Origin of the sequence: Kribbella antiqua (assembly GCF_004345665.1) — a bacterium.
Lineage (GTDB): Bacteria > Actinomycetota > Actinomycetes > Propionibacteriales > Kribbellaceae > Kribbella > Kribbella antiqua.
In genome coordinates this window covers 239,447-263,703 of the sequence record NZ_SLWR01000002.1, presented here as the reverse complement: position 1 = coordinate 263,703, position 24,257 = coordinate 239,447, and the positions used below count along the sequence as shown (strand labels likewise).

The 24,257-nt window shown below is 67.9% G+C and carries 21 protein-coding genes; 19 read left to right on the top strand and 2 right to left on the bottom strand.

Going from position 1 to position 24,257, the window contains the following annotated elements; genetic code table 11:
• Positions 1-9 precede the first annotated feature (9 nt).
• Complete coding sequence (locus EV646_RS07315) at positions 10-282, bottom strand: hypothetical protein (protein WP_199236856.1); 273 nt, start codon at positions 280-282, stop codon at positions 10-12.
• A gap of 386 nt (positions 283-668) precedes the next feature.
• Positions 669-1,415 carry an IclR family transcriptional regulator gene (locus tag EV646_RS07310; protein WP_132145311.1) on the bottom strand — a complete coding sequence of 249 codons (747 nt, stop codon included), beginning with the start codon at positions 1,413-1,415 and terminating at the stop codon, positions 669-671.
• Positions 1,416-1,661: 246 nt separating this feature from the next.
• On the opposite strand from EV646_RS07310, the gene solA reads away from it, so the two are divergent.
• The 19 genes from solA (at position 1,662) to EV646_RS38785 (ending at position 24,185) form a co-directional block, all read left to right on the top strand.
• On the top strand, positions 1,662-2,795 hold the full coding sequence (gene solA, locus EV646_RS07305) for an N-methyl-L-tryptophan oxidase (RefSeq protein WP_199236855.1): 1,134 nt from the start codon (positions 1,662-1,664) through the stop codon (positions 2,793-2,795).
• Positions 2,796-2,811: 16 nt separating this feature from the next.
• Positions 2,812-3,858 (top strand): succinylglutamate desuccinylase/aspartoacylase family protein, encoded by a 1,047-nt coding sequence (locus EV646_RS07300; protein ID WP_132145307.1) that lies wholly within the window; start codon positions 2,812-2,814, stop codon positions 3,856-3,858.
• Positions 3,855-4,952, top strand: a complete 1,098-nt coding sequence (locus EV646_RS07295) for an ABC transporter substrate-binding protein (protein WP_132145305.1) — start codon at positions 3,855-3,857, stop codon at positions 4,950-4,952. The genes EV646_RS07300 and EV646_RS07295 overlap by 4 nt, the downstream gene beginning before the upstream one ends.
• Positions 4,945-6,078 carry an ABC transporter ATP-binding protein gene (locus EV646_RS07290; RefSeq protein WP_199236854.1) on the top strand — a complete coding sequence of 378 codons (1,134 nt, stop codon included), beginning with the start codon at positions 4,945-4,947 and terminating at the stop codon, positions 6,076-6,078. Before EV646_RS07295 ends, EV646_RS07290 begins: the two co-directional genes overlap by 8 nt.
• Before the next feature lie 7 nt (positions 6,079-6,085).
• The gene (locus EV646_RS07285) at positions 6,086-6,697 is read left to right on the top strand and encodes an ABC transporter permease (protein ID WP_199236853.1); all 612 of its coding nucleotides are present in this window, start codon (positions 6,086-6,088) and stop codon (positions 6,695-6,697) included.
• Positions 6,676-6,981 carry an ABC transporter permease subunit gene (locus EV646_RS39215; RefSeq protein ID WP_199236852.1) on the top strand — a complete coding sequence of 102 codons (306 nt, stop codon included), beginning with the start codon at positions 6,676-6,678 and terminating at the stop codon, positions 6,979-6,981. The genes EV646_RS07285 and EV646_RS39215 overlap by 22 nt, the downstream gene beginning before the upstream one ends.
• On the top strand, positions 6,978-7,844 hold the full coding sequence (locus EV646_RS07280) for an ABC transporter permease (protein WP_132145303.1): 867 nt from the start codon (positions 6,978-6,980) through the stop codon (positions 7,842-7,844). The genes EV646_RS39215 and EV646_RS07280 overlap by 4 nt, the downstream gene beginning before the upstream one ends.
• Entirely contained in the window at positions 7,841-9,193 is a 1,353-nt protein-coding gene (locus tag EV646_RS07275; protein ID WP_132145301.1) for an aminotransferase class III-fold pyridoxal phosphate-dependent enzyme, read from the top strand. The genes EV646_RS07280 and EV646_RS07275 overlap by 4 nt, the downstream gene beginning before the upstream one ends.
• Before the next feature lie 24 nt (positions 9,194-9,217).
• Positions 9,218-10,171: a succinylglutamate desuccinylase/aspartoacylase family protein gene (locus tag EV646_RS07270; RefSeq protein WP_132145299.1), complete on the top strand. Its 954-nt coding sequence runs from the start codon at positions 9,218-9,220 to the stop codon at positions 10,169-10,171.
• Positions 10,168-11,622: an aldehyde dehydrogenase family protein gene (locus tag EV646_RS07265; protein WP_132145297.1), complete on the top strand. Its 1,455-nt coding sequence runs from the start codon at positions 10,168-10,170 to the stop codon at positions 11,620-11,622. The genes EV646_RS07270 and EV646_RS07265 overlap by 4 nt, the downstream gene beginning before the upstream one ends.
• Positions 11,619-12,554 carry an aldo/keto reductase gene (locus tag EV646_RS07260; protein WP_132145295.1) on the top strand — a complete coding sequence of 312 codons (936 nt, stop codon included), beginning with the start codon at positions 11,619-11,621 and terminating at the stop codon, positions 12,552-12,554. The genes EV646_RS07265 and EV646_RS07260 overlap by 4 nt, the downstream gene beginning before the upstream one ends.
• 16 nt (positions 12,555-12,570) lie before the next feature.
• A complete protein-coding gene (locus tag EV646_RS07255; RefSeq protein ID WP_132145293.1) occupies positions 12,571-13,236 on the top strand; it encodes a haloacid dehalogenase type II in 666 nt (221 codons plus the stop codon).
• Between the two features lie 15 nt (positions 13,237-13,251).
• Positions 13,252-14,535 (top strand): NAD(P)/FAD-dependent oxidoreductase, encoded by a 1,284-nt coding sequence (locus tag EV646_RS07250; protein ID WP_132145291.1) that lies wholly within the window; start codon positions 13,252-13,254, stop codon positions 14,533-14,535.
• 91 nt (positions 14,536-14,626) lie between these two features.
• The gene (locus EV646_RS07245) at positions 14,627-15,892 is read left to right on the top strand and encodes an aminotransferase family protein (RefSeq protein WP_132145289.1); all 1,266 of its coding nucleotides are present in this window, start codon (positions 14,627-14,629) and stop codon (positions 15,890-15,892) included.
• Positions 15,893-15,908: 16 nt separating this feature from the next.
• Positions 15,909-17,396 (top strand): NAD-dependent succinate-semialdehyde dehydrogenase, encoded by a 1,488-nt coding sequence (locus EV646_RS07240; RefSeq protein ID WP_132145287.1) that lies wholly within the window; start codon positions 15,909-15,911, stop codon positions 17,394-17,396.
• A 33-nt stretch (positions 17,397-17,429) separates the two neighbouring features.
• Positions 17,430-18,530, top strand: a complete 1,101-nt coding sequence (gene ald / locus EV646_RS07235) for an alanine dehydrogenase (protein WP_132145285.1) — start codon at positions 17,430-17,432, stop codon at positions 18,528-18,530.
• Complete coding sequence (locus EV646_RS07230) at positions 18,527-19,636, top strand: tartrate dehydrogenase (protein ID WP_132145283.1); 1,110 nt, start codon at positions 18,527-18,529, stop codon at positions 19,634-19,636. Before ald ends, EV646_RS07230 begins: the two co-directional genes overlap by 4 nt.
• 772 nt (positions 19,637-20,408) lie before the next feature.
• The gene (gene hrpB, locus EV646_RS07225; protein ID WP_241995508.1) at positions 20,409-22,946 is read left to right on the top strand and encodes an ATP-dependent helicase HrpB; all 2,538 of its coding nucleotides are present in this window, start codon (positions 20,409-20,411) and stop codon (positions 22,944-22,946) included.
• Positions 22,947-23,459: 513 nt separating this feature from the next.
• Positions 23,460-24,185: a hypothetical protein gene (locus EV646_RS38785; protein ID WP_158290912.1), complete on the top strand. Its 726-nt coding sequence runs from the start codon at positions 23,460-23,462 to the stop codon at positions 24,183-24,185.
• Positions 24,186-24,257: the final 72 nt, after the last annotated feature.

Genomic DNA, 24,257 nt, shown 5'->3' with positions numbered 1-24,257 from the left:
TGCGGATTGCTAGCCGGCGAACACGACCGAGTCGAACTGGTTGATTGCCGACCGGGTCACGTCGTGCGAGGTGGAGAAGATTCCTGCGTCCTGCGTTGCTGCGGCCGAGGTCAGGGTTACCGGCGCGCCGATCGGGATGTAGTTCTGACCGTCGTAGGAGTACGAGGCGCTGAACGACGTACCGGATCGAGCGAGCTTCACCCACACGGGACGGTAGTTGTCGACGCTCGCGCGAGCATCGGTGTCCAGATAGCCGTCGCCGTTGGCGTCCCACTCGAACACGACGCCGTTGCGGGCGGTGGCCGCGACGACGGCGTAGCCGGCCGAGGCTCCTGGCCGATCTGTACGGCGCCTTGGGCCTTGAAGTCCCCCACAACTACAAAACGCGGGTGGCCGATGTTTCCATCAGGCCTACCCCGCGTGTGGTTCAGCATGCGTGTCCGAGGAGGAACACGCACCTTAACCACACGTCTGCGGCTGGCGTCGTGCTAGCTGTGGCGCTGCCTTCAGTAAGGGGTGCAGGCTAGTCGGTAGAGCTGGGTTGGGCGGTCGCGGTGCGGTCGTGTAGTGATGCGGACGGGGATGGTGGGCGATGGGGTCGCCGGCCGGGTCGGATTATTGCCTCCAGCAACATCGTGATGAGTCAGCGTGGTCTCGGCAGCGACGATCTACGCGCCCAGGCGGCGGGCGGTGACCTCGGCTGCCGTATCGGTGACGAGTCGGCCGAGTTCGGGCTCCTTGGCCGGGTCGTAGCGGGAGTCGGGCATCGAGATGGCCACAGCGGCCAGGGGGGTGCCGTCGGTGTCCAGGATGGGGGCGGCGATGGCGCACACGTCCGGGCGGTACTGGTTGCGGTTCACGGAGTACCCGTTGGTCCGCACCCGCTTGAGTTCTGTGCGCAGCTCGGACGGATCTGTCAGCGTCGACTCGCTGTAGCTGTCCAGCCCTCGGTCGATGAGCTCGTCGACATCGGCTGCGGGCAGGTGGGCGAGGACGGCCCGTCCCGTTGCAGTGGCGTGCAGCGGCGAGGTGTCGCCGATCTCGTGATACGTCCGTACGGCGTGGTCGCAGTCGACCCGGTCGACGACGACCATGCACTGAAGGGCGTCAGGCACTGACAGGTGGATGGTCTCGTTCACCTTGTCCCGGAGCCGGATCATCGGCTCCCGTGCGGCCGCGAACAGACTCGAACCCTGCAGGGCGGCGGGGCGCACGGCGAGCACGCGCACGCCGATCTCCCAGCGGGTGGTGTCTTTGCGGTTGGCCCGCAGCCAGCCGGCCTCGCTGAGGGTGATCAGGGTGCGCTGCACAGTGGATTTGGGCAGCCCGAAGAGCTTGGTCAGTTCGCCGACCGTCACCGGTTGGTGCTGAGCGACCGCCTCGAGGATCCGCAGCGATCGGGTCACGCTCTTCATTTCCATCAGATTTCCCCTGTTACGTCAGATGTTTTCTTGGCCGACACCCTTGACTCGCTCTCGAGGCCCTGCGAATGTTGTGCCAGATTCCAGCACATCGTACCACAATGTGGCATGGATACGGCAAGACTCACCGCCAACATCCTCAGCGGTGCGAGTCCCACGAGTCGTCATCACACGGCCCGTCCCGAACAAGGCATCCCCCCGCCGGACCCGTCGTACGTCCGGCGCGACGAGAGGAAAACCGTGTCTGCGAAGAAGCGCGTCGCCGTCGTCGGCGTCGGAACGATGGGTAGCCAGGCCGCCTGGCGGCTCGCGGCCCGTGGAGCCGAGGTCGTCGGGTACGACCGTTTCGCCCCCGGGCATGACCGCAGTGCCGCCGGCGGGGAGAGCAGAATTTTCCGCAGCGCTCACTTCGAGGACTCGCGCTATGTTCCGCTGCTGCGGCACGCGGATGCCTTGTGGGACAGGCTCCAGGAGGAGAGTGGTCGTGAGCTCCGCAGGCTGACCGGCTGCCTGCTGATGGGGCCGACGGAGCACCAGCAGATGCGGACCGTCCTGGACTCCATCGCCGAGCACGGGCTCGATCATGAGGTTCTCGCCGCGGAACAGTTGGCACGGCGCTTCCCCCAATTCCGGATCGAGGACGGCGACGCGGCGGTGCTCGACCGTCACGCTGGATTCATCCGGCCTGAGCTGACCGTCCAGTCGGCGGCGCTGCGGGCCGAACAACTCGGCGCGCGGATCGAGCGCTACACGCCGGTTCGCGAGATCGTCCCGTTCGGAGACGGCGTCGCGATCCACACGGACGAGGGTAGCGAGCGCTTCGACGCGGCTGTGGTCACGGTTGGCCCGTGGATCAACGACCTGCTGCCCGATCTGCCATGGGAAGTGGACATCCGCCGGGTGATCAGCGCCTGGTACGTACCCACCACCGATGCGTGGCACGGTAAGGAGCGGCCGGCGTTCATCCGGACCGCACCCACGCACTGCTATGGCCTTCCATCGCCGGACGGCGTCTCGGTCAAGCTCGGCCTGTCCAGCGCATTGCACCAGCCGGTGGGTGATCCCAATCAGCTGAAACGCACCGTCGACCCCGCAGAGCTGGACATCTTCACCGACCTCCTCGGGCGCTATCTCCCCGACCTGCACCCAGACCCGATTCGCCTGTCGGTCTTCATGGAGGGCTACACCGACAGCAGCCGTCCACTTGTCGGTCCGCTGCAGGGCGACGACAACGTCGTACTGCTCGCCGGATTCTCCGGTCACGGCTTCAAGCTCTCCCCAGCCATGGGTGACATCGCCGCCGACCTCGCCCTGACCGGCACGAGCCCACAACCGATCGACTTCATCTCCACGGTCAACCGCGCCGCGGCCTGAAACCAACGAGGACGACATGACGACGACCAAAGACGCCGACCAGGTGGGGCCGCTGGCCCTCGGCCCGCTGCGGGCCGAGCCGGGCACCACGGTGCGCGGCATCGTGCCCGCGGATCTCGGCACCCTGACCGTAGACGTACCGCTTGCCTTGGTGGCCGGGGCGCGACCGGGGCCTCGCGTGGTGATCACCGGAGGCGTGCACGGCGGTGAGTTCACCGGAGTGGATGCCGCCCATCGGCTCGCGGCACTGCTGGACGCCGAGGAGGTCCGCGGACAGGTGCTCATCTGCATCGTCGCGAACCCGCTGGCCGCCTACCGGGGACGCCTCAACGTTTCCTCGATCGACGGAGTGAACATCAACCGCGTGTTCCCCGGCGACCCACAGGGTAGTCCCACCGAACGGATGGCCGCCTGGATCTTCGCGCAGCTGATCGCTGGCGCGGACGCCTACCTCGACCTGCACTCCGGCGGAATCGACCAGACCCTCCGGCACTTCGTCGGCGTCCGTCTCACCGGTGAGGCGGACGTCGATGCGACGACTGTCGCGATGGCACGAGCTGTCGGTATCGAGGACGTCATCTTCGGCCAGAACGCCGAGGGTGGGAACAGCCACGCGGCCGCCGTCCGCCAAGGCGTCCCGGCCATCCTGGTCGAGACCAGCCAGCTCGGCGAGCGCGACCCGGCCGTGATCGGCGGGCTGGTGGACGGCCTGAAGGCGGTCCTGCGACGTCTCGGCGTCCTGGAATCGGACGGGTCTGAGCCTGCGGCCGTCCGTGAATGGGTGTGGTCCGGAGAGGTCGCCTCCGACGTCACCGGCCTCTGGTACCCGGAGTTCACCGCCGGCGACGACGTGACCGTTGGCCAGATCATCGGTCGCATCGTCGACCCCGCCGACGGTCGAGAACATGTCGTCCACGCTCCGGCGTCCGGAAACGTCTTCTACGGGATGCGCGGGCTCACCGTTGTCCCAGGCACCGAACTCGCGGCGATCGCGTCGGCCGCAGTGCCGGGCCGAACCGCTGAATCCCTCCAAACCCCATCAGAACCTGAGGTGTTGTCATGAAAGATTCCGTGATCGGGCGTCGGTCGTTCCTGCAGGGCGTCGCAGGGTTGTCGGCGATGGCCGCCGTACCCGCCCTGACAGCCTGTGGCTCCGGCACCAGCCGCGCCGACGGCGCCGCCGCCTCGACGAAGACGCTGGCCGTGCGCAACAGCGGTGGGGCGTACGGCGAAGCGCTGCAGGAGGGGGTCTACGAGCCATTCACCAAGGAGACCGGCATCCAGGTCCAGGTGGTGAACGTCCAGTACGCCCAGATGCTCGCGCAGATCAAGCAGGGCCGACCGCAGTTCGACGTGATCGACAACTCGATGATGGACTTCCTGAAGTTCGTCCGGGACGACGGGATCGAGAAGCTCGACTTCGACCGGCTGAAGAGCTTCAAGGCCGCGAACATCCCGAGCAACATGGTCACCGAGCACGCCGTCGGTAAGGCGTACTACGCCAGCGTGATGGCGTACCGCACCGACGAGTTCGGCGGCAAGAAGCCGAGTTCCTGGCCGGACTTCTGGGACACCAAGGCGTTCCCCGGCAGCCGGTCGCTGCAACACCCGGACGCGGACCTGCCCGAGTTGGAGTTCGCGTTGCTCGCTGACGGCGTACCGATGGACAAGCTGTACCCGATCGACGTGGAACGGGCGTTCAAGTCGCTGGACCGGATCAAGGGGTCCGTGCGCAAGTACTGGGACACGGGCAACCTTCCCGGCGTGCTGCTCAGCCGCAAGGAAGTGGTGCTGGGCACCTGCTGGCACGGCCGTCTCAGTGCGCTGATCAAGCAGGGCGTTCCGTTGGCGTACCAGTTCGCCGGCGCACGCCGGCAGGGCCAGGGATATGCCATCCCCAAGGGTGCCGCCAACCTCGACGCCGCGTACCAGTTGATCGACTTCTCGCTGCGCCCTGAGACGCAGGCCGGCCTGGCGAAGATCTACCCCACGAACCCGGTCTCCGCGGCGGCGTTCGACAGCCTCCCGGACGACGTGCGCGCCAACCTGGCGTCCGCGCCGGAGTACCGAGACCAGGGGTTCGACCTGGACACCGAGTGGTGGCTGAAGAACGAGGGCGCTGTGAACAAGCGCTGGCTGGAGTGGGCTCGTGTCTGACATCCGCACTGTTCTCGAGTCGCCTGTCACCGGCGCCGGCTCACCGGCGCAGGCCGGGATCGGCAAGCCGCTGTCCGTCGTCTCGTTGCGCAAGACCTACGGGGACGTGGTCGCCGTCGACGAGGCATCGATGGAGATCGCCGCCGGCGAGTTCGTCACCTTCCTCGGCGCGTCCGGGTCGGGCAAGACGACGACGTTGATGATGATCGCCGGCTTCGCGGAGCCGGATTCCGGCACCATCACGGTCGGCGACCGTGATGTGACCCGGCTCGCGCCGCAGAAGCGGAATCTGGGCTTCGTCTTCCAGCAGTATCTGCTGTTCCCCCACATGACCGTCGGCGAGAACATCGCCTTCCCGCTGCAGTTGCGTGGGGTGTCGAAGGCCGACACCCGCCGGCGGGTCGGCGAGACGCTCGAGATCGTCGGTCTGACGGGGTACGGCGGCCGCTATCCGCGCGAGTTGTCCGGCGGTCAGCAGCAGCGGGTAGCGCTGTGCCGCGCGCTGGTGTACCGGCCGCCCGTAGTCCTGATGGACGAGCCGCTGGGCGCGCTGGACAAGAAGCTGCGCGACCAGCTCCAGGTCGAGATCAAGGCGATCCAGCGCGAGCTGGGCCTGACCGTGATCTACGTGACGCACGACCAGGAGGAGGCGCTGGTACTGTCCGACCGGATCGCCGTGATGCGCGACGGGCTGATCGACCAGTTCGACACGCCACGCGAGCTGTTCGAGCGGCCGAAGACACCGTTCGTCGCCGACTTCCTCGGTGCGGCGAATTTCCTGCCTGGTCAGGTGGAGGAGACCGCCGACGAGCACACCCTGGTCAGGCTGGAGCACGGCGGCGTGCTGAGGGCGCGGCCACACGCCTTTGCCCGGGGCGCCGCGGTGGATGCGGCCATCCAGCCCGGCCGGCTCCGCGCCTGCACGCCCGACGAGGGTTTCTGTACGGGCACTGTCGAGACGGTCACATATGTCGGCACGCTCGTCCGCGTCGGCCTGCGTCTCGCCGGTCTCGACAAGCTGCTGCGCATCGAGGCACCGGCCGGATGGGCTCCGATCGCCGGTGAGCGGATCGGTGTGAAGGCGGACGCCCAGGACGTCAACCTCTTCGGCACCGAAGGGCGGTAGGTCAGCCATGACTGCGTCCATCGCCGCCGCGCCCCGAGCCCCGCAGCGTCGCCTCTTGGGCACCCGCCGGACCCGCATCGGGTTGCTGAACGCGACACCGATCGTCGTCTACCTGCTGGCGTTGTTCGTGTTCCCGATCCTCAGCACGCTGCTCCTCAGCCTCAAGGCCGCGAACGGCTCATTGACCCTGCACTGGTACGTGGACGCACTCACGGGCTCGAACCTGGCCGTGCTGCTCACCACGTTGCGAGTCTCGGCTGAGACGGCGGTGATCAGCCTCGTGGTCGGGTTCGTGCTGGCCAGCGCGGAATGCCGGTTACGCCCGCTGTGGGCGGGACTGATCATGCTGGTGGTCGTCGTCCCGCATTTCATCAGTGCCCTGGTGCGGACGTACGGCTGGATCATCCTGCTCGGTGAGCACGGTGTGGTGAACCAGGTGATGACCGACCTCTGGGTGCCGGGGGCACCGTTCCAGCTGCTCTACAACGAGCTCGGCGTGATCATCGGCACCAGTTCGGTGATGCTTCCCTACACCGTGCTCGTCCTGTACGGCGCGATGCGCGGGGTCGACCGGCGCTGCTCGCCGCGGCCGCCAGCATGGGCGCCGGACGGCTGGTGATCTTCCGCCGGGTCTACCTGCCGCTGATCGCCCCCGGCCTGGCCAGCGCGGCGCTGCTGAGCTTCATCCTTGCGCTCGGCTACTACATCACGCCGGCACTGATGGGTGGTCCCAAGCAGACCATGGTCGCCGCGATGATCAACCAGCAAGTCATGAAGAACAACCAGTGGAACAGTGCGGCAGCACAAGGCGTCGTCCTGCTGCTCGTCACCTTCGCCGGGCTGTTGTTGCTGAAGCTCGTCGGGCGACTCGGTGCCAATGCCAAGAAGAGGAGCGCCTCGTGATCGGCCTGCGCAGTACCTGGAGCGGAAGGATCGCGCTCGGCATCAGTGCGGCCCTGATCGTGATCTTCCTCGTGTTGCCGATCGTCGTCATCATCGTCACGTCGTTCGGCAAGGATGCTTTCGGGGCGTTCCCCCCGGAGGGCTGGACCCTGACCTGGTACCAGGCCGTGTTCGCCAAGGACAGTGGGTGGCCCGCCGCGCTGTCGCTGAGCGCGATGGTCGCGTCCATCACCACTGTGTTCTCACTGATCCTGGCGATCACGGCGGCGACTGCGCTGACCCGCAGTGAGCTGCCCCTCCGCTCGGCCGTCTACGCGCTCGTGCTCGCGCCCCTGCTGATCCCGCAGGTGGTCATCGCGCTCGGACTGTTCCTGTTGTTCGAACCCGCCGCGATGCTGGGCAGCCCGATCGCGATCGCCCTCGGCCACACCGTGCTGGCCTCGCCGATCGCCGTGATGATCCTGATCGCGACGTTCCGCGGCATCGACGAACGCCTCGAGGACGCGGCGGCGAGTATGGGGGCCAGCCGGCTCACCATCGCGCGGCGGATCACTTTCCCGCTCGCCGCGCCAGGCATGGTCGCCGCGGCGGTCTTCGCGTTCATCACCAGCTTCGACGAGTTCTTCATCGCCCAGTTCCTGTCGTCGGGGACGACCGTGACCCTGCCCGTCCAGATGTTCAACTCGCTCGCGTTCGACATCGATCCGACCGTGACCGCGATCAGCGCTGTACTCATTGCCTTCGCCGTGCTGGCGCTCGTGCTGGTGGCGCTGATGCGGTGGCTCGGGTCCGGGCGTCAAAGCGGTCTGTTGTCGGTCGAGACGACCACCGGTCTGGCCAAGTCCGAAGGCGACGCGGCATGACGCGGAACCTGCTGCTCAACATGACCGCCAACGGCTCACTCGGCCGCGATGGCGAGAACCTGTTCGTCGTACGGCGCGGGGAGGGTCCGTACGTCGAGGACGCGGACGGCAACCGCTACATCGACGGACTGTCCGGCTTGTACTGCTGCCAGCTCGGCTACTCGTATGCCGAGGAGTTCGCAACCGCAGCCGCCGAGCAGTTGCGGGAGCTGTGCTTCAGCCCGTTGTGGTCCGCGTCAGCGCACCCGACGGCGATCGAACTGGCCGAGCGGCTGGCCGGGATCGCACCGATGGACGTCGAGCACACCTTCTTCTCCAGCGGCGGTGCGGAGGCGGTCGAGTCCGCGTGGAAGATCGCCCGGAAGTATCACACGCTGCGCGGCGAGCCACGCCGTACCAAGGCGATCTCCCGGCGTGGCGCCTACCACGGCCTGACCATCGGTGCGCTGTCCCTGACCGACGACCCCGCGTTGACGGAGCCGTTCGGGCCGCCTGCGATCGAGACGGTGTTCGTGTCGAATACCAGTCGCGCCGGACAGCCGTCCGAGTTCGCCGATGACGCGGTCTTCACCAGGCATCTGCTGGCAGAGCTCGAAGGGGCGATCGTTGCCGAGGGCCCGGAAACCATCGCGATGCTGATTGTCGAGCCGGTGCAGAATCGCGGCGGCTGCATCACTCCGCCGGACGGCTACTGGCCGGGCCTGCGGGTGCTTGCCGATCGGTACGGCTTCCTGCTGGTCGCGGACGAGGTGATCACCGCCTTCGGCCGGCTGGGGGAGTGGTTCGGTGGCGACCGGTACGACGCCCGCCCAGATATCGTGACCGTTGCCAAGGGCCTGACCGCGGGCTACGCCCCGATGGGCGCGACCCTGGTGGGCGCGCAGGTTGCCGAGGTGATCAACCAGCCGGGCGCGGTGCTCAACCACGGCTACACGTTCAGCGGGCATCCGCTCAGCGCGGCGCTCGCCCTCCGCAGCCTGCATATCGTGGAGCGCGACCGGGTCCTGGACAACGTCCGCGACCTGCAGGACCACCTGGGCAAACGGATGGCGGACCTCGGCCCGCTGCCGGTCGTGGGCGACGTTCGTGGTGCCGGCTTCTTCTACGCACTCGAGCTCGTCGGCGACGCCGAGGACGGCGGTTTCAGCGACGCCGCCCGCAACGCACTGGTGGGCGACCTCATCCCGCGCCGGCTGCGCGAGGCCGGGCTGCTCGCCCGGGTCTACAACCGAGCCGCACCACTCTTGCAGATCGCACCCCCGTTGGTCAGCGATCGCGAGCTCCTCGACCGGATCGCCGACATCATCGCGGAGACCCTCGACGAAGCCTCGCACGCAATCGCCCGTTGACCACACCATCGAAAGGACGAACACATGTATTCCATCGGTCCGCTGACCTGTGCCCCCGGTGAACGAGCTGAAGGGCTGATCCCGGTCGGCACCAGCACTTACGGCGTGGAGCTGGGCATTCCGCTGATCGTCGTCAACGGCACCCAGCCCGGCCCTGTGCTCTGCGTGGACGCCGGCGTGCACGGCGACGAGTACGACGGGCAAGAAGCCGTCCGCCGGGTCGTCGCCGAGACCGACCCCGCGAGCCTGCGCGGCACGCTGGTCGGGATTCCCTGCATGAACACCCCCGCGTTCGAGGCCGCGGCTCGCAGCAGCGGCCTGGACCACCTCAACCTGAACCGGATCTTCCCGGGCGACCCGGAAGGTTCGTACTCCCTGCGTCTGGCGGCGACGTTCGTCGAGCAGGTGGTTCCCGTCATCGACGCGTTGGTTGACCTGCACACCGGCGGCACGTTCGGCGAGATCGCCCCGCTCACCATCGTCCAGGCCGGATACGAGGACCTCGCCTCCGGGATCGGCCTGGCCGCTGGGCACGAGCTGATCTGGAAGGGCGGTAAGTGGGGTGGGACCGTGCGCCACCCCACTCTCGCGGCGGGCAAGCCCGCCGTCACCATCGAGGTCGGCGGCGCCACCTACCGCGAGGAGAACGTCGAGCTGCACGTCGTTGCCGTCCGCAACATCATGCGCCAGCTCGGCATGGTCGACGGCGAGCCTGGGCTGCGCGACAGCTACACGGCTGTGACCGGGACCTTCGCCCGCTCGGCGTCGGGTGGTTTCTTCGTCGCGTACGCCGAACCGGGGGAGACCTGCAAGGGCGGCGACCCGATCGCCAAGGTCGTCGACCACTACGGGCACACCCTGGAGGAGATCAGCGCACCGCAGGACGGCATCGTGCTGTGGGTCCGGCGGATGCGGACCGTGCACCCGGGCGACGAGGTCGTGATCTTCGGCGCGGTCGAAGGCGAGATCCGGCCATGACCGGCGAACCGCGGCTGCTCGTCATCGACGGCAAGCAGGTGCCTGCCGCCGACGGACGCACTTTCACCGTTGTCGACCCGGCCCACGCCAGCCCGATCGCCGAGGTCGCCTTGGCCGGGCCGGCGGATGTCGACCACGCGGTCGCGGCCGCTCGGGCTGCGCTCACCGCGCCGGAGTGGGGACGGATGCGGACGGCGGACCGCGGCCGGCTGCTGTACCGGATCGCGATGGCGATCCGCGAACAGAGCGACCGGCTGGCCCGGCTGGAGAGCCTGGACGTCGGCAAGCCGCTGCAGCAGGCGAAGGCCGATGTCGAGGCCGCGGCGCGTTACTTCGAGTTCTACGCCGGAATCACCGACAAGCTCGGTGGTACGACGATTCCACTCGGACCCGGCCTGCTCGATTACACGGTCCGCGAGCCGATCGGCGTGTCGGGTCAGATCATCCCGTTCAACTACCCCCTGCAGAACACCGCCCGGGGGAGTGCCCCGGCACTCGCCGCGGGCTGCACGGTCGTGCTCAAGCCGTCGCCCGAGGCGCCGCTGACACCGCTGGAGATCGCCGCCATCGCGCTGGACTGCGGGCTGCCGCCGGGAGTGCTCAACGTCGTACCGGGCGACGGCGATACCGGTGCCGCACTCGCCGGGCACCCAGGCATCGACCAGGTCACCTTCACCGGATCTGTGGCCACCGGCATCAAGGTCGCCCAGGCTGCTGCCGCCAACGTGGTGCCTTCGGTGGTCGAGCTCGGCGGCAAGTCGCCCGTGGTGGTGTTCGCCGATGCCGACTTCGATCTCGCGCTGTCCGCGGTCGCCGGCTCGGCCTTCGGCAACGCCGGGCAGACCTGCTCGGCCGGTACCCGGGTGCTGGTGCAGCGCGGTGCCGAGGAGTTCCTCGACAAGCTGGCGGCACACGCCGGGTCGCTGCGACTCGGTCCGGGCTCGTCGGACCCGGATGTGGGTCCGCTGGTGTCGGCGCGGCAGCGAGACCGGGTCCGGGGCTATCTCGAGCTGGCGCGCGAGGAGGGCGCGGTGGTCCGAGCGGGCGGCGGCGCTCCTGCGGATCCAGAGCTTGCCGATGGCTACTTCATCCAGCCGACCGTGCTGACGGGTCTGACCAACGAAGCCCGCACCGCCCGCGAGGAGATCTTCGGCCCGGTCGTGACCGTGCTGGAGTTCGACGATCTCGAGGATGCGGTCGCCATCGCGAACGACAGTCCGTACGGCCTGTCGTCGTACGTCTGGACCCGCGACATCGACAAGGCACTGAGTGTCGCCGAAGGAATCAAGGCAGGACAGGTCTACATCAACGCCACCGGCGTCGGTACGGGCGTGGAGCTGCCGTTCGGTGGCTACAAACACAGCGGTTGGGGCCGGGAGAAGGGCCTGGACGCCCTGGCGAGCTACACCCAGACCAAGAACGTCTGCATCGGTTTCGGGAACCGGTCATGAGATACCGGCGTCTAGGTGCCGGCGGGCCGGCCGTCTCCGTGGTCGGCCTCGGCGGCAACAACTTCGGCTCCCGCCTCGACGAGGACGGCACTCGGGCGGTCGTGTACGCCGCCTTGGACGCCGGCATCACCTTGTTCGACACCGCCGACATCTACGGCGGGTACGGCGATCGGGGCGGTTCACGTGGCGACGGCGAACGACTGCTCGGCGCCGCCCTCAAGGCGGATCGCGATCGCGTTTTCCTCGCCACGAAGTTCGGCATGGAGATGTACGACGACGATGCGTACGGCCCGCGTGGTTCGAGCCGGTACATCCGGCACGCTCTGGAGCAGTCGCTGCGCAGGCTCGGCACCGAGTGGATCGACCTCTACCAATACCACGAACCCGATGGTGTCACCCCGCTCGACGAGACCGTCGCCGTACTGCAGGAGCTAGTTGCCGAAGGCAAGATCCGGTCCGTCGGCTGCTCCAACGTGCCCGCCGATCAGCTGACCGACGCCTTCGTCAGCACGCAGGCCTGCTACCACCTGCTCGACCGCAGCGCGGAGACCGAACTCGTCCCCGCTTGCCGGCGTGCGGGTATCGGCCTGCTGCCGTACTACCCACTCGCCAACGGCCTGCTCACCGGCAAGTACCGGCGAGGCGAGCGACCACCACCGGGCAGTCGGCTCACCTGGCGGCAGGGCTGGCTCACCGACGACGCCCTCGACCGGGTCGAGGCGCTGACCGCGTACGGCGCGGAGCGCGGCCTGACCCTCCTCGAGGTCGCCGTCGGCGGACTCGCCGCCCTCCCTGCCGTCGGCTCCGTGATCTGCGGCGCCATGACCCCCGAACAGGTCACCGCCAACGCGGCGGCGGCCGAGTGGATCCCCACCGCGGCCGATCTGGCCGCACTCGACGCGATCGTGCCCCCCGGCGAACGGGTGGTCTGAAATGAGGTTGGACACCATGCGAGAGATCGTCACCTTCGACGCCTATGCAACTCTGATCAACTTCGAGCTCGGCCCCACGACCCTGAAGGTCATCGGGGACCGGCTGGAGCTGGACAACCTGGACGTCGACGAGTTCCTCGACGACTTCCGCGTCATGCGGTTCCAGGCAGTCCTGGAGGCCTACCGCCCGTACCACGAGATCCTGCACTCCAGCCTGCGCAACGCGATGCGCCTGCACGGCCTGGAGTACCGCACGTCTGACGGCGACGCCCTGGTCGAGGCCGTCCCCACCTTCGGCCCGTGGCCTGAGGTCCCGGAGGCGCTGCGCGCGCTGAAGACCAAGTACGAGATCGCCATCATCTCGAACACCGACGACAAGATGATCGCGCGGAACGTCGAGAACATCGGTGTCGAGTTCGACTACGTCATCACCGCCCAGCAGGCCGGCGCCTACAAGCCGGACCGCCAGACCTTCGAGCACGCCTTCAAGGCCATGGGCGTCGAGCCGGCCCAGGTCATCCACACCGCCCAAGGCTGGGAATACGACCTCATCCCAACCCGCGATCTCGGCCTGAAGCGCCGGGTCTGGATCAACCGGTACGGCCGTCCCGGCAGCACCGACTACCAGCCGTACGACGAGCTGCCCGACCTGTCCGGCTTGCCCGGCCTGCTCGGCTGCTGACGAGGAGCCTTTGTCATGAAGCAGATCCCTTACTGGCTCGACACCGCACCGCCGCTACCGGACCGAAGCGGGAAGCCGCTGCCGGACCACGCCGATGTGGTGGTCATCGGCGGCGGTCTCACCGGCCTGTCCACCGCGTACCACGCCGCCCGCAAAGGTGCGCACGTCGTCCTGGTCGAGAAGGACAAGATCGGCTCCGGCGCCTCGGGCCGCAACGGCAGCATGTGCACGCAGGGCATCACCATCGGCGTCGACGAGGCACGGCGGCGTTACGGCCAGGAGCGTGCCCGCGAGCTGTACGACGCCTTCCGGACGGCCGTCGACGTGGTCGAGGCATTGACGCTGGAAGAGCGGATCGACTGCGATTTCGACCGCGTCGGGCGGCTCGGGGTCGCATACAAGCCACAGCACTTCGACGGAATGCGTGCCAAGCAGCGCGACCTGGCCGAAAACTTCGGCCACACCACGACGCTGCTCAGCAAGAGCGAGTTGCGTGCCGAACTCGGATCGGACTACTACCACGGGGCCCTGCTCGACCCGCTCAGCGCCGGACTGCACGTCGGCAAGTACGTCCACGGTCTTGCCGACGCCGCCGAGCGCGCCGGCGCCCAGATCCACGAACGCAATGCCGCGACCGGTCTCACCCGCCAGGCCGACGGCAGCTTCCTGGTCGAGACCATGCACGGCACCATCCATGCCCGGCAGGTGATGGCCGCCACCGACGCCTATACCGACAAGTCGTTGCCCTGGTTCCGCAAGCGGCTGATCAACGTCGGAAGCTTCATCATCGTCACCGAGCCGCTTGCCGACGACGTCGCTCGCGAGCTCATCCCCAACCGCCGCCTGGTGGTCGACTCCAAGAACATCGGCCACTACATTCGGCTCACCCCGGACAACCGCCTCGCCTTCGGCGGCCGGGCTCGCTTCGCTCCCTCGAACCCGGCCTCGGACCTGAAGTCCGGCGACGTGCTCAAGCGCGAACTGGCCACGATCTTTCCCCGGGTGTCCGACGTACGGATCGACTACGTCTGGGGCGGGAACGTCGGCTTCAGCTACGACCGGATCCCGCACGCCGGGGAGGCCGACGGCCTCTACTACTCGATGGGGTACTGCGGCCACGGCGTACAGATGGCCACCTACATGGGCCAGCGGATGGCCGAGGTGATGGACGGACACCCTGAGGCCAACCCGCTCCGCGGCCTCGACTTCCCCAAGGTTCCGGTGCCGTTCTACAACGGAACCGCCTGGTTCCTGCCGTTCGCCGGCGCCTATTACAAGGCCAAGGACCGCTTCCGCTGAGGTAGCACCTCCATGGGTTCCGCCTGCGAGGGTTAGCCTTACCCTCAGATTGTCAACAATCCTAAAGTCTGCAACATGGGATGGAGAGATCATGACCAGCGCGACGCCACTGGCCGGAGCTTCGCTCTGGCACGCACAGGCTCACATGCCGACCGCCCTGGCGAAGAGGGTCACGATCGTCGGAGGGCGCGGTGCCACGGTGATCACGGCGGACGGAGCAGAGTTGCTCGATGCGCCGGCTGGTCTGTGGTACGCGAACGTCGGCCACGGTCGGGAAGCTGTTGCCAGGGTGGCCTACGAGCAGATGCTGAAACTCGAGACGTACCACGTGTTCGGTCGCTTCGTGAACGACGTCGCACTCACCCTCGCCGACCGGGTCACCGCGCTGGGGCCGATCCCGGACGCCAAGGTGTTCTGGACCAGCGGCGGCTCCGACTCGGTCGATCTCGCCTGCAAGCTCGCCCGCCGTCACTGGCAACTGGAGGGGCGACCGGACAAGCGGATCATCCTGAGCCGGAACAACGCCTACCACGGGCTGCACGGCTTCGGCACCAGCATCGCCGGCCTCGAGTACAACCGAGAGGGCTACGGCTCCGACTCACTGATCCCCGAGACTGCCCGGATCCCAGCCAACGACCTGGCCGGGGCCGAGGCGGTGATCGCCGAACTCGGTCCCGAGCGGATCGCGGCGGTCGTCGCCGAGCCGGTGATCGGAACCGGCGGCGTCATCGCACCGGCACCCGGCTACCTCGAAGGTCTGCAGCGCCTCGCCCGGCAGCACGACATTCTCTTCATCGCCGACGAGGTGATCACCGGCTTCGGCCGGACCGGCACGATGTTCGCCTGTGAGCGGTTCGGTCTCGAGCCGGACATGGTGCTGATGGCGAAGGGCATCACCTCCGGCTACGCACCACTGGGCGGCGTTCTGATCAGCCCGCGTGTCTGGGCGCGGTTCTTCAGCTCCGATGACGCTCCAATCCTTCGGCACGGCATCACGTACTCCGGCCACGCGACCGCGTGCGCTGTCGCGCACGCCAACATCGACATCCTCGAGCAGGAGCACCTGCTCGAGCGATCGGCCGAGCTTGAAGGCGTGCTGCACAACGCGATCCAGCCGCTGGCTGACCATCCTCTCGTCGCGGAGGTGCGGAGTGGGACAGGTTTCCTTGCCGGGGTGCAACTGCGGGCCGACGTACCCGGTGAAGCCGTTGTGGACGCCTGCCTCGACGCCGGACTGCTGACCCGCGTGATCCACAACAACACCCTGCACATCTGCCCACCGTTCGTCGTCACCGACGACGAAGTCTCCTTCATCGCCAAGACCGTCCGCGTCGCGCTCGACCAGTTCACCGCCTGACCCAAGGAAGACTTCGATGACGATCCTCGATATTCACGACATCCCGGCCCAGCGACGTGCCGACGTACTCGAGCAAGTCCCTACCGGTCTCCTGATCGGCTCCTGGCGATCCGCTGAGCACGGCGACGCCTTTCCGGTCCACGACCCGGCCACCGGAGCGGAGCTCCTGCAGATCGCCGACGGCACCACGGCAGACGCCCTGGCCGCGCTCGACGCAGCCGTCGATGCGGCCCCGGCCTGGGCTGCCACCTCTCCCCGGAAACGCAGTGAGGTACTACGCCGTGCCTACGAAGCACTGATGGCACGGACAGAGGACCTCGCCCTGCTCATCACTCTCGAGATGGGCAAGCCGCTGGACGAGTCCCGCACAGAGGTGGCTTACGCGGCCGACTTCGTCCGCTGGTACGCCGAGGAGGCCGTCCGCCTCGATGGACGGCACACCGCGAGTCCGGACGGCGGCTCACGCATCATCACGTCACCGCAGCCTGTCGGCCCGTGCCTGCTGATCACCCCGTGGAACTTCCCACTCGCGATGGGGACCCGCAAGATCGCTCCGGCGCTGGCGGCCGGGTGCACCGTCGTACTCAAGCCGGCCGCCCTGACACCGCTGACCAGTCTGCTGATGGCGCAGATCCTGCTGGACGCAGGCGTACCGGAAGGGGTGTTGAACGTCATCACGACCACCAACCCCGGCGCGGTCAGCGCGCCGCTGATGGCCGACGCCCGGCTGCGCAAGGTGTCGTTCACGGGATCGACCGCGGTCGGCCAGCGGCTCGTGGAGCAGAGCGCGAGCCAACTCGTGCGCACCTCGATGGAACTAGGTGGCAACGCGCCCCTGATCATCTTCGACGACGCTGACCTCGAGCGCGCGGTCAGGGGTGCCGTGATCGCGAAGCTGCGCAACGGTGGCCAGTCGTGCGTGGCCGCCAACCGAATCCTCGTGCAGGAAGGGATCGCGGACGAGTTCGTAGCCCGTTTCCAGCGGGCGATGGCCGCAGTCGAGGTCGGCCCGGGCACTCAGGCCGGCGTCGCGGTCGGCCCGCTCATCGACGATCGCGCGGTCAAGAAGTGCTCGGAGCTGGTCACTGACGCGGTCGTCCGCGGAGCGAAGCTGGTCGCCGGCGGCGACCCGCTTCCGATGCCCGGCCACTTCTACCCACCGACCGTCCTGGACCACGTGCCGGCTGGTGCCCGGATCCTCGACGAGGAGATCTTCGGCCCGGTGGCCCCGATCGTGCGCTTCGGCCCTGAGGCGGAGGCCGTGGCTCTCGCCAACGCCACTCCGTTCGGACTGGCTGCCTATGTCTTCACCGAGAATCTCGACCGCGCGCTGCGGGTCTCCGACGCGCTCGAGACCGGCATGGTCGGCATCAATCAGGGGATCGTCTCGAATGTCGCCGCGCCGTTCGGCGGCGTCAAGCACTCCGGGCTGGGCCGGGAAGGCGGCCACGAGGGCATCGAGGAGTACCTCGAGACGAAGTACCTGGCCGTCAACAAGTCCTGATCACCCCCACAAGTCCGGAGCAGTGAGTCAATCATGCGAGTAAGTGTCGTCAAGGAGATCAAGCCGGCCGAGCGGCGGGTCGGTCTGACACCGGCCGGGACGGCCGCGCTGGTGGCGGATGGTCACGAGGTCATCGTGGAGAAGAGCGCCGGTCTCGGCGCAGGGTTCGCCGACGAGGACTACACCCGCGCCGGAGCCCGGATCGTGTCCACTGCACGCGCGTGGGGCGAGGCCGAACTCCTCGTCAAAGTGAAGGAGCCGATCGCGCGCGAGTACGAGTACCTGCGTCCCGACCTGACCGTCTTCACCTACCTGCACCTCGCGGCCGATCGTGAGTTGACAGCGGCCCTGATGGCGGCGAAGACCACCGCCATCGCCTACGAGACTGTCCGCGACGCCGATGGCCAGCTACCTCTCCTGGCACCGATGAGCGAGGTCGCCGGTCGGCTGGCAGCACAGGCGGCGGCCAACCAACTGCAACATCCCAGTGGCGGTCCGGGCATCCTCATGGGCGGAGTGCCGGGCGTACCGCCGGCGCGGGTCGTTGTCGTCGGCGGGGGAGTGGTCGGCACCCAGGCGGCCTTGGTGGCAGTCGGGATGCAGGCCGAGGTGACCATCCTGGATGCGTCGGCTCGCCGTATCCGCCAGCTCAGTGAGCTGTTCGACGGCCGCGCACGCGTCGTCATGTCGAACCCGCTGGCACTCGAGGAGGAACTCGCCGGAGCGGACGTGGTGATCGGTGCCGTCCTGCTGCCCGGGGCCGCCGCCCCCAAGCTCGTGCGGCGCAACCACCTGGCGAAGCTCAAGCAGGACGCCGTACTGGTCGATGTCTCGATCGACCAGGGTGGTTGCTTCGAGACGTCCCGGCCGACGACCTACGACGCACCGACGTACCGGGTCGACGGGATCGCCCACTACTGCGTCGCGAACATGCCGGGCGCCGTACCGCGAACCTCCACGCGCGCGCTGACGAACGCGACGTTGCCCTACATCCGGCGACTGGCCGGCGGCGTCCATGAGGCGCTGGCTGCCGATCAGCTCCTGGCCGCCGGTCTCAACGTCGACGCAGGCGAGATCCGCCACGCCGGGGTGGCGGCGGCCTGGCCCGAGCTCGTCACGGGAGGAGTCCGGTGAGCACGCACTATTCGGTAGCCGTCATCGCAGGCGACGGCATCGGCCACGAGGTCGTGCCGGCCGCGATGGACATTGTCGACGCGGCGGGCTCCCGGCACGGATTCTCCATCGACTGGACGCCGTATCCGTGGGGATCCGAGCACTACCGCACGCACGGGACGATGATGCCCACGGACGGCCTCGACCGGCTGGCGCAGCACGAGGCGGTGTTCTTCGGGGCCGTCGGTGCCCCGGACATTCCGGACCACATCACTCTGTGGGGCCTGTTGATCCCGATTCGCCGCGGTTTCCAGCAGTACGTCAATCTGCGGCCGGCGCGGCACGTGAAGGGTGTGCGCAGTCCGCTGGCCGAGCCCGATGGCACCGATCTGATGATCGTGCGCGAGAACGTCGAGGGCGAGTACTCCGAGGTTGGCGGCCGGTTCGGCCGGGGAACGGACGCCGAGCTCGCAGTACAGGAGGCGGTGTTCACCAGGAAGGGGACGGCGCGGGTCGCGGCGTACGCGGCGGAGCTGGCCGCCCGGCGGTCCGGGAAGTTGACCTCGGCAACGAAGTCCAACGGCATCATCCACTCGATGCCGTTCTGGGACGAGGTCGTGGCCGAGGCAGTCGCCCAGCAGCCCGGCGTGGAACTGCGCAGCGTGTTGATCGACGCGCTCGCCGCCGCAATGGTGTCGCGGCCGCAGCAGTTCGACGTCATTGTTGCGTCGAACCTCTTCGGTGACATCCTGTCCGACCTGGCCGCGGCGTGCGTCGGCTCGATCGGCGTCGCGGCGAGCGCCAACCTCAACCCCGAACGGACCTACCCGTCGATGTTCGAACCGGTGCACGGATCGGCCCCGGACATCGCGGGCCGGGGGATCGCCAATCCGGTCGGGCAGATCAGCACGGCGGCGTTGATGCTCGACTTCCTCGGCGAGACCAAGGCAGCCGCGGACATCAACCAGGCGGTCGACGACGTACTGCGTGACGGACCGAGAACCCCTGACCTCGGAGGTCAGGACGGCACCCGCGAAGTCGCCGAAGCTATTCGCAAGCAACTCGTATGCTCCCGGCCGGCAGAGTGCTCCGCCGGCCTTCGACGGCAACACTCTCTCGGTCGGTGATGCACCGGGAACACACCGTCCCGATCTGTTCAGCACATCAGCTGGATGGCATGGCACCAGACCGCGGATATCCACCCACCGGCGAGGCCCGTGCCGGTGGCACCAATCGACCACGTCGAGTGCATCCGTGCCCCGGGCCCTGCGCCATCGACGGCGGTCAGTGGTCGTCCTAGCCTGATCGTGGAGATGGACCGGGTCCATCTACCGGATCGAGGACCGCACCGGAGCGAGCACTGACCAGGCGATCCGGGGGCCGAACGGCTGATTGCTGCGGGCATCGCGCGATGGTGAAGGAACTGGGCGCGATGAAGGCAGTGCTGGATCAGGCGGATCGAGGTGATCTGGCCGATCTGTACGGCGCCTTGGGCTTGAAGTCTCCAACAACTACAAACGCGGGTGGCTGATGTTTCCATCAAGCCTGCCCCGCGCGTGGTTAGCGTTGGTGTCCGAGGAGGAACACGCACCTTAGCCACACGCCTCGAGCTGAACTCTCATGAGGTATGTCGGACGCCGTGATCGTCACCTCGCGCCATAGACGGTCGCGGCAACCGGGGAGCAGTCCGTCGACGGCTTATGGGAGCAGCAGGTGGTCTCCGAGGCCGACGCCGGGTAGGCCTCCGCCGTTGCGGCCGGCAGCTGAGTCGGCGCCTGCTTGGATCGGGTTCTTGAGTGGGCCGTCGGTTTTGGCGAGGACCAGGGTCCATGTCTGTTGATGGGCCTGTGGACCGGGTTGTCGAGGGGTTCTGTAGTGGTGGTCGGCTAGCGTCGAGGCGTGTTGCTGCCTGAGTCGTCGGTGCCGGGGGCGGATCTGCCTGTCCGGGCGGTTCTGCCTGCCACGGTCGATGCGGTGCGTTCGCGCGGTACTGCGGTGTTGGTTGCGCCGCCTGGATCGGGGAAGACCTCGCTGTTGCCGCTTGCGCTGGGCGACGCGCTCGGGGGCACGATCATCGTCGCCGAGCCGCGAAGGATGGCAACCCGCGCGGCTGCGGTCCGGCTGGCGATGCTGGTCGGCGAACCGCTCGGGCAGCGGATCGGCTACGCGATGCGTGGTGAACGCAGCGGCGGTCAGGGACTCCGTGTCGAGGTGGTGACGACTGGGCTCCTCGTACGGCGTCTGCAGCAGAACCCGGAGTTGCCGGGTGTCGCCGCGATTGTGATCGACGAGTGCCACGAGCGGCACCTCGATGCCGATCTACTGCTCGCGTTCTGCGTCGACGTCCGGGCGAATCTTCGGGAAGACCTGGCGATCGTCGCGACCTCGGCCACGGCGGACACGATCAGGCTGAGTCAGGCATTGGGCTTGGACGTTCCGGCGCCCGTGATCACGGCGTCTGCTGCGCTGTTCGACGTGGCGATCGAGTGGGTCCCACCACCGGTCCCTGTGCCGCTGCTTCCCGGTGGGCGGGTCGACCCGCGCCTACTGGATCACGTCGCGGCCGTCGTCCAGCGTGCACTGACCGAGCACGACGGCGACATCCTCGTGTTCGTCCCGGGGGAGGCCGAGATCAACGGTGTGACTCGCCGGTTGGCCGGTCAGAATGTCCTGCCGTTGTTCGGTCGCCAGTCAAGGGCTGAACAGGACCGCGCGTTGGCGTCGGCCGGCACTCGTCGGATCGTGGTCACGACGTCGGTCGCGGAGAGTTCGCTGACTGTGCCCGGGGTCAGGGTCGTGGTCGACTCGGGTCTTGCCCGGGAGCCGCGGACCGATCAATCCCGTGGCCTCGGTGCGTTGGTTACTTGCCGGGTTTCGAGATCGTCGGCGGACCAGCGAGCGGGTCGTGCCGGGCGGGAGGCGCCTGGCCGGGTCTATCGGTGCTGGTCTGCCACCGACCACTCGCATCTCGACGATCATGCGGCGCCGGAGATCGCGATCGCCGATCTGGCGGCCTTCGCCCTCGATCTCGCGGCGTGGGGTGCGCCTGCTGGTGACGGTCTGACCTTGCTCGAGGCGCCGCCGGTGGTGGCGATGACCGCTGCCACCGAATTGCTGCGCCGCCTCGATGCGCTTGACGACGGCGGCCGGATCACCGAGCGGGGACGGCGGATGGCGGCGATCGGGGCGCATCCTCGGTTGGCTCGTGCGTTGCTGGACGGGACGCCGCGGGTCGGCGCCGACCGGGCACGCGAGATCGTCGCGATGCTCTCGGACGACTCCGGCCGTGACTTCGGCGATGATCTACCGGCCCGCTGGCGAGCCCTCCGCCGTGGCGAGGACCGCGGTGCCACGGCCCGCTGGCGAGAAGAAACAAAGCGTCTCGGCCGAGGCACGATGACTGGCGACCCGTTGGGTGGAGATGGAGTGCGGCCGGCGGTTGGTGGGCCGACTGGTCGGGGGACGCGCGTAGTACCGGATGATCTTGCGGTGGGGGTTGTGGTGGGGCTGGCGTATCCGGATCGGATTGCGCGGGTCCGGGGGGGCGACTCGGCGACGTACCAGATGTCTGGTGGTACGGGTGCTGCGCTGGATCCGCAATCGCCGTTGCGGACCACGACATGGCTGGCGATCGCGGTCGCTGACCGGGCACCCGGTCGCGCCGACGCCAGGATCCGTTCCGCGGCGCCGATCGATGAGCAGACCGCGCGAGACATCGCGGGCGACCTCGTCTCGACCACCGACCAGATCCGCTGGGACGACGGCCGGATCGTGACGCGGCGCGTCGAGGCACTCGGCGCGATCGTGCTCAACGACGTCCCGCTGGCAAAGCCCGACCGGCTGCTCGTCCAAGCGGCCGTCCGCGACGGTATCCGGCGCAGCGGTCTGTCCGTACTGAGCTGGTCGGAGGCCGCCCTCGCCTTGCGAGAGCGGCTCGCGTTCTGCCACGCCCACCTCGGAGACCCATGGCCTGCGGTCGATGACCAAGCACTCTTGGCCGATCTCGACGAATGGCTGGGTACCGAACTCGCCTCGGTGCGAGGCTCGCGCGATCTCGCCCACATCGACGTGGCTTCGGCGCTCCGGCGACTGCTGCCATGGCCCGCAGCAACCCGGTTCGGCGAACTCGCAGCGGAACGGCTCCGGGTCCCATCGGGCTCCGAGGTGCGACTCGCGTACAACGGTGCCGAGCCGCCGGTCCTCGCCGTGAAGCTGCAGGAGGTATTCGGCTGGACTGCCACTCCAGCCGTCGCGGACGGTCGTGTCCCAGTCGTTCTGCACCTACTTTCGCCCGCACGGCGCCCGGTCGCGATCACGAGCGACCTCGCCTCTTTCTGGACGCAGGGCTATCCCCAGGTCCGAGCCGACCTGCGAGCGCGCTACCCCGCCATCCGTGGCCGGAAGATCCACTCACTGCCATCCCTACCAAGCGACTAAAACCTCGCCAGTGAACCGAGCTGCCCTGGGCGGTGTGTATGTACTGTCTGCGCGGTTGAGGGACTCGACAATTTTGGACCACGGCATCAACGTCGACGAAGTCCCGAAGGCGCACCGACTCGCGGAATGTGGGTGGTAGCGGGTCGGGCTTGGTCCAGTTTCGCCTCAGATTCCAGCGCAAACCGGGTGCGGCTGATCACGCACATCCCAGTTCACCGACAGCCGTCGCTTCGCCGTCTCCAGCGCCCGAAGCCTCTTCCGGGCCCTACCCGCAGCCCAACGCACCGGCAAGATCGCGGCCGTGGAATCAGCCTTCGAAGCAGTCGGCATCGCCTAACAGAATCAAGCGCCCCGGTCGACAACTTTGAGTCCCCTTGGTGCATCAAATAGGTGTCCTAAGGGGGGCAACGTGAAGTCTTTTCACAGCATTCGTTCTGTTCACCTCCGTCTACCGATCCGCCCCGTTTGTTCGAACTCGCCGCCATGCTTCTGCATGCGGTTTGCGGTGTCGCGATGAAACGTCAGGCGTTCGTCGGCGGGTTGTTGATGGCCACGCTTGTGACAGGTCTGCTCCCGTTGGGGAGTACGTCGGCGTCAGCCCAGCTTGTCGCCGGTAGTACAGACCTCACCAGCCAGACCAGCAAGGTCCGGCCGCCGGTCTTCAGCAACGTACGGGTCAGCTGCCACGACGTCGGCGCCGAGGTCTTGGCCAAGCTGAGCAACCCCAACGCGACGGAGCAGATTTACATGGTCGGGTTCCACGCGGGCGATGCCTACGACGACTACGTGGTGAATCTCGCCCCGCACGGGTCTGAGAACGTCGCGTTCGGCGCTCACACCAACGACACGTACGAGCTGCAGGCCCAGAATGCCGACGGGGACGTCGTCGCCCTTGTCCGGGTGCGTGTGAAGTGCGCCTTCAAGCCGCCGACTCCCACCCCAACCGCTCCGCCGACTGGCACGCCAACCACGCCGCCTACGGTCACACCGCCGACTGGTACGCCGACCGCTTCGCCATCGGGCACGCCAACCGCACCGCCGTCCGAGACGCCGACCGCCCTACCGTCGACGCCGATAGCCGTGCCAACCGCGGTGGAGGCCGGCCTTCCTGGCCCTGTTGCGCAGGATGATTCCCACCGCGGCTGGACGATCGCCGGCACCGGCCTGCTGGCCGTCGCCATCATGATCGGCCTGGCCTCGCTGCTGGTACGCCGTCGCCGCGGACTGCACCAGCGCTGACAGGAAACATCCCGCATGGGTAGAAGCCGGCATGTACACCGCGATCACCTGACCTCCTCAGTTCGAGGCCAG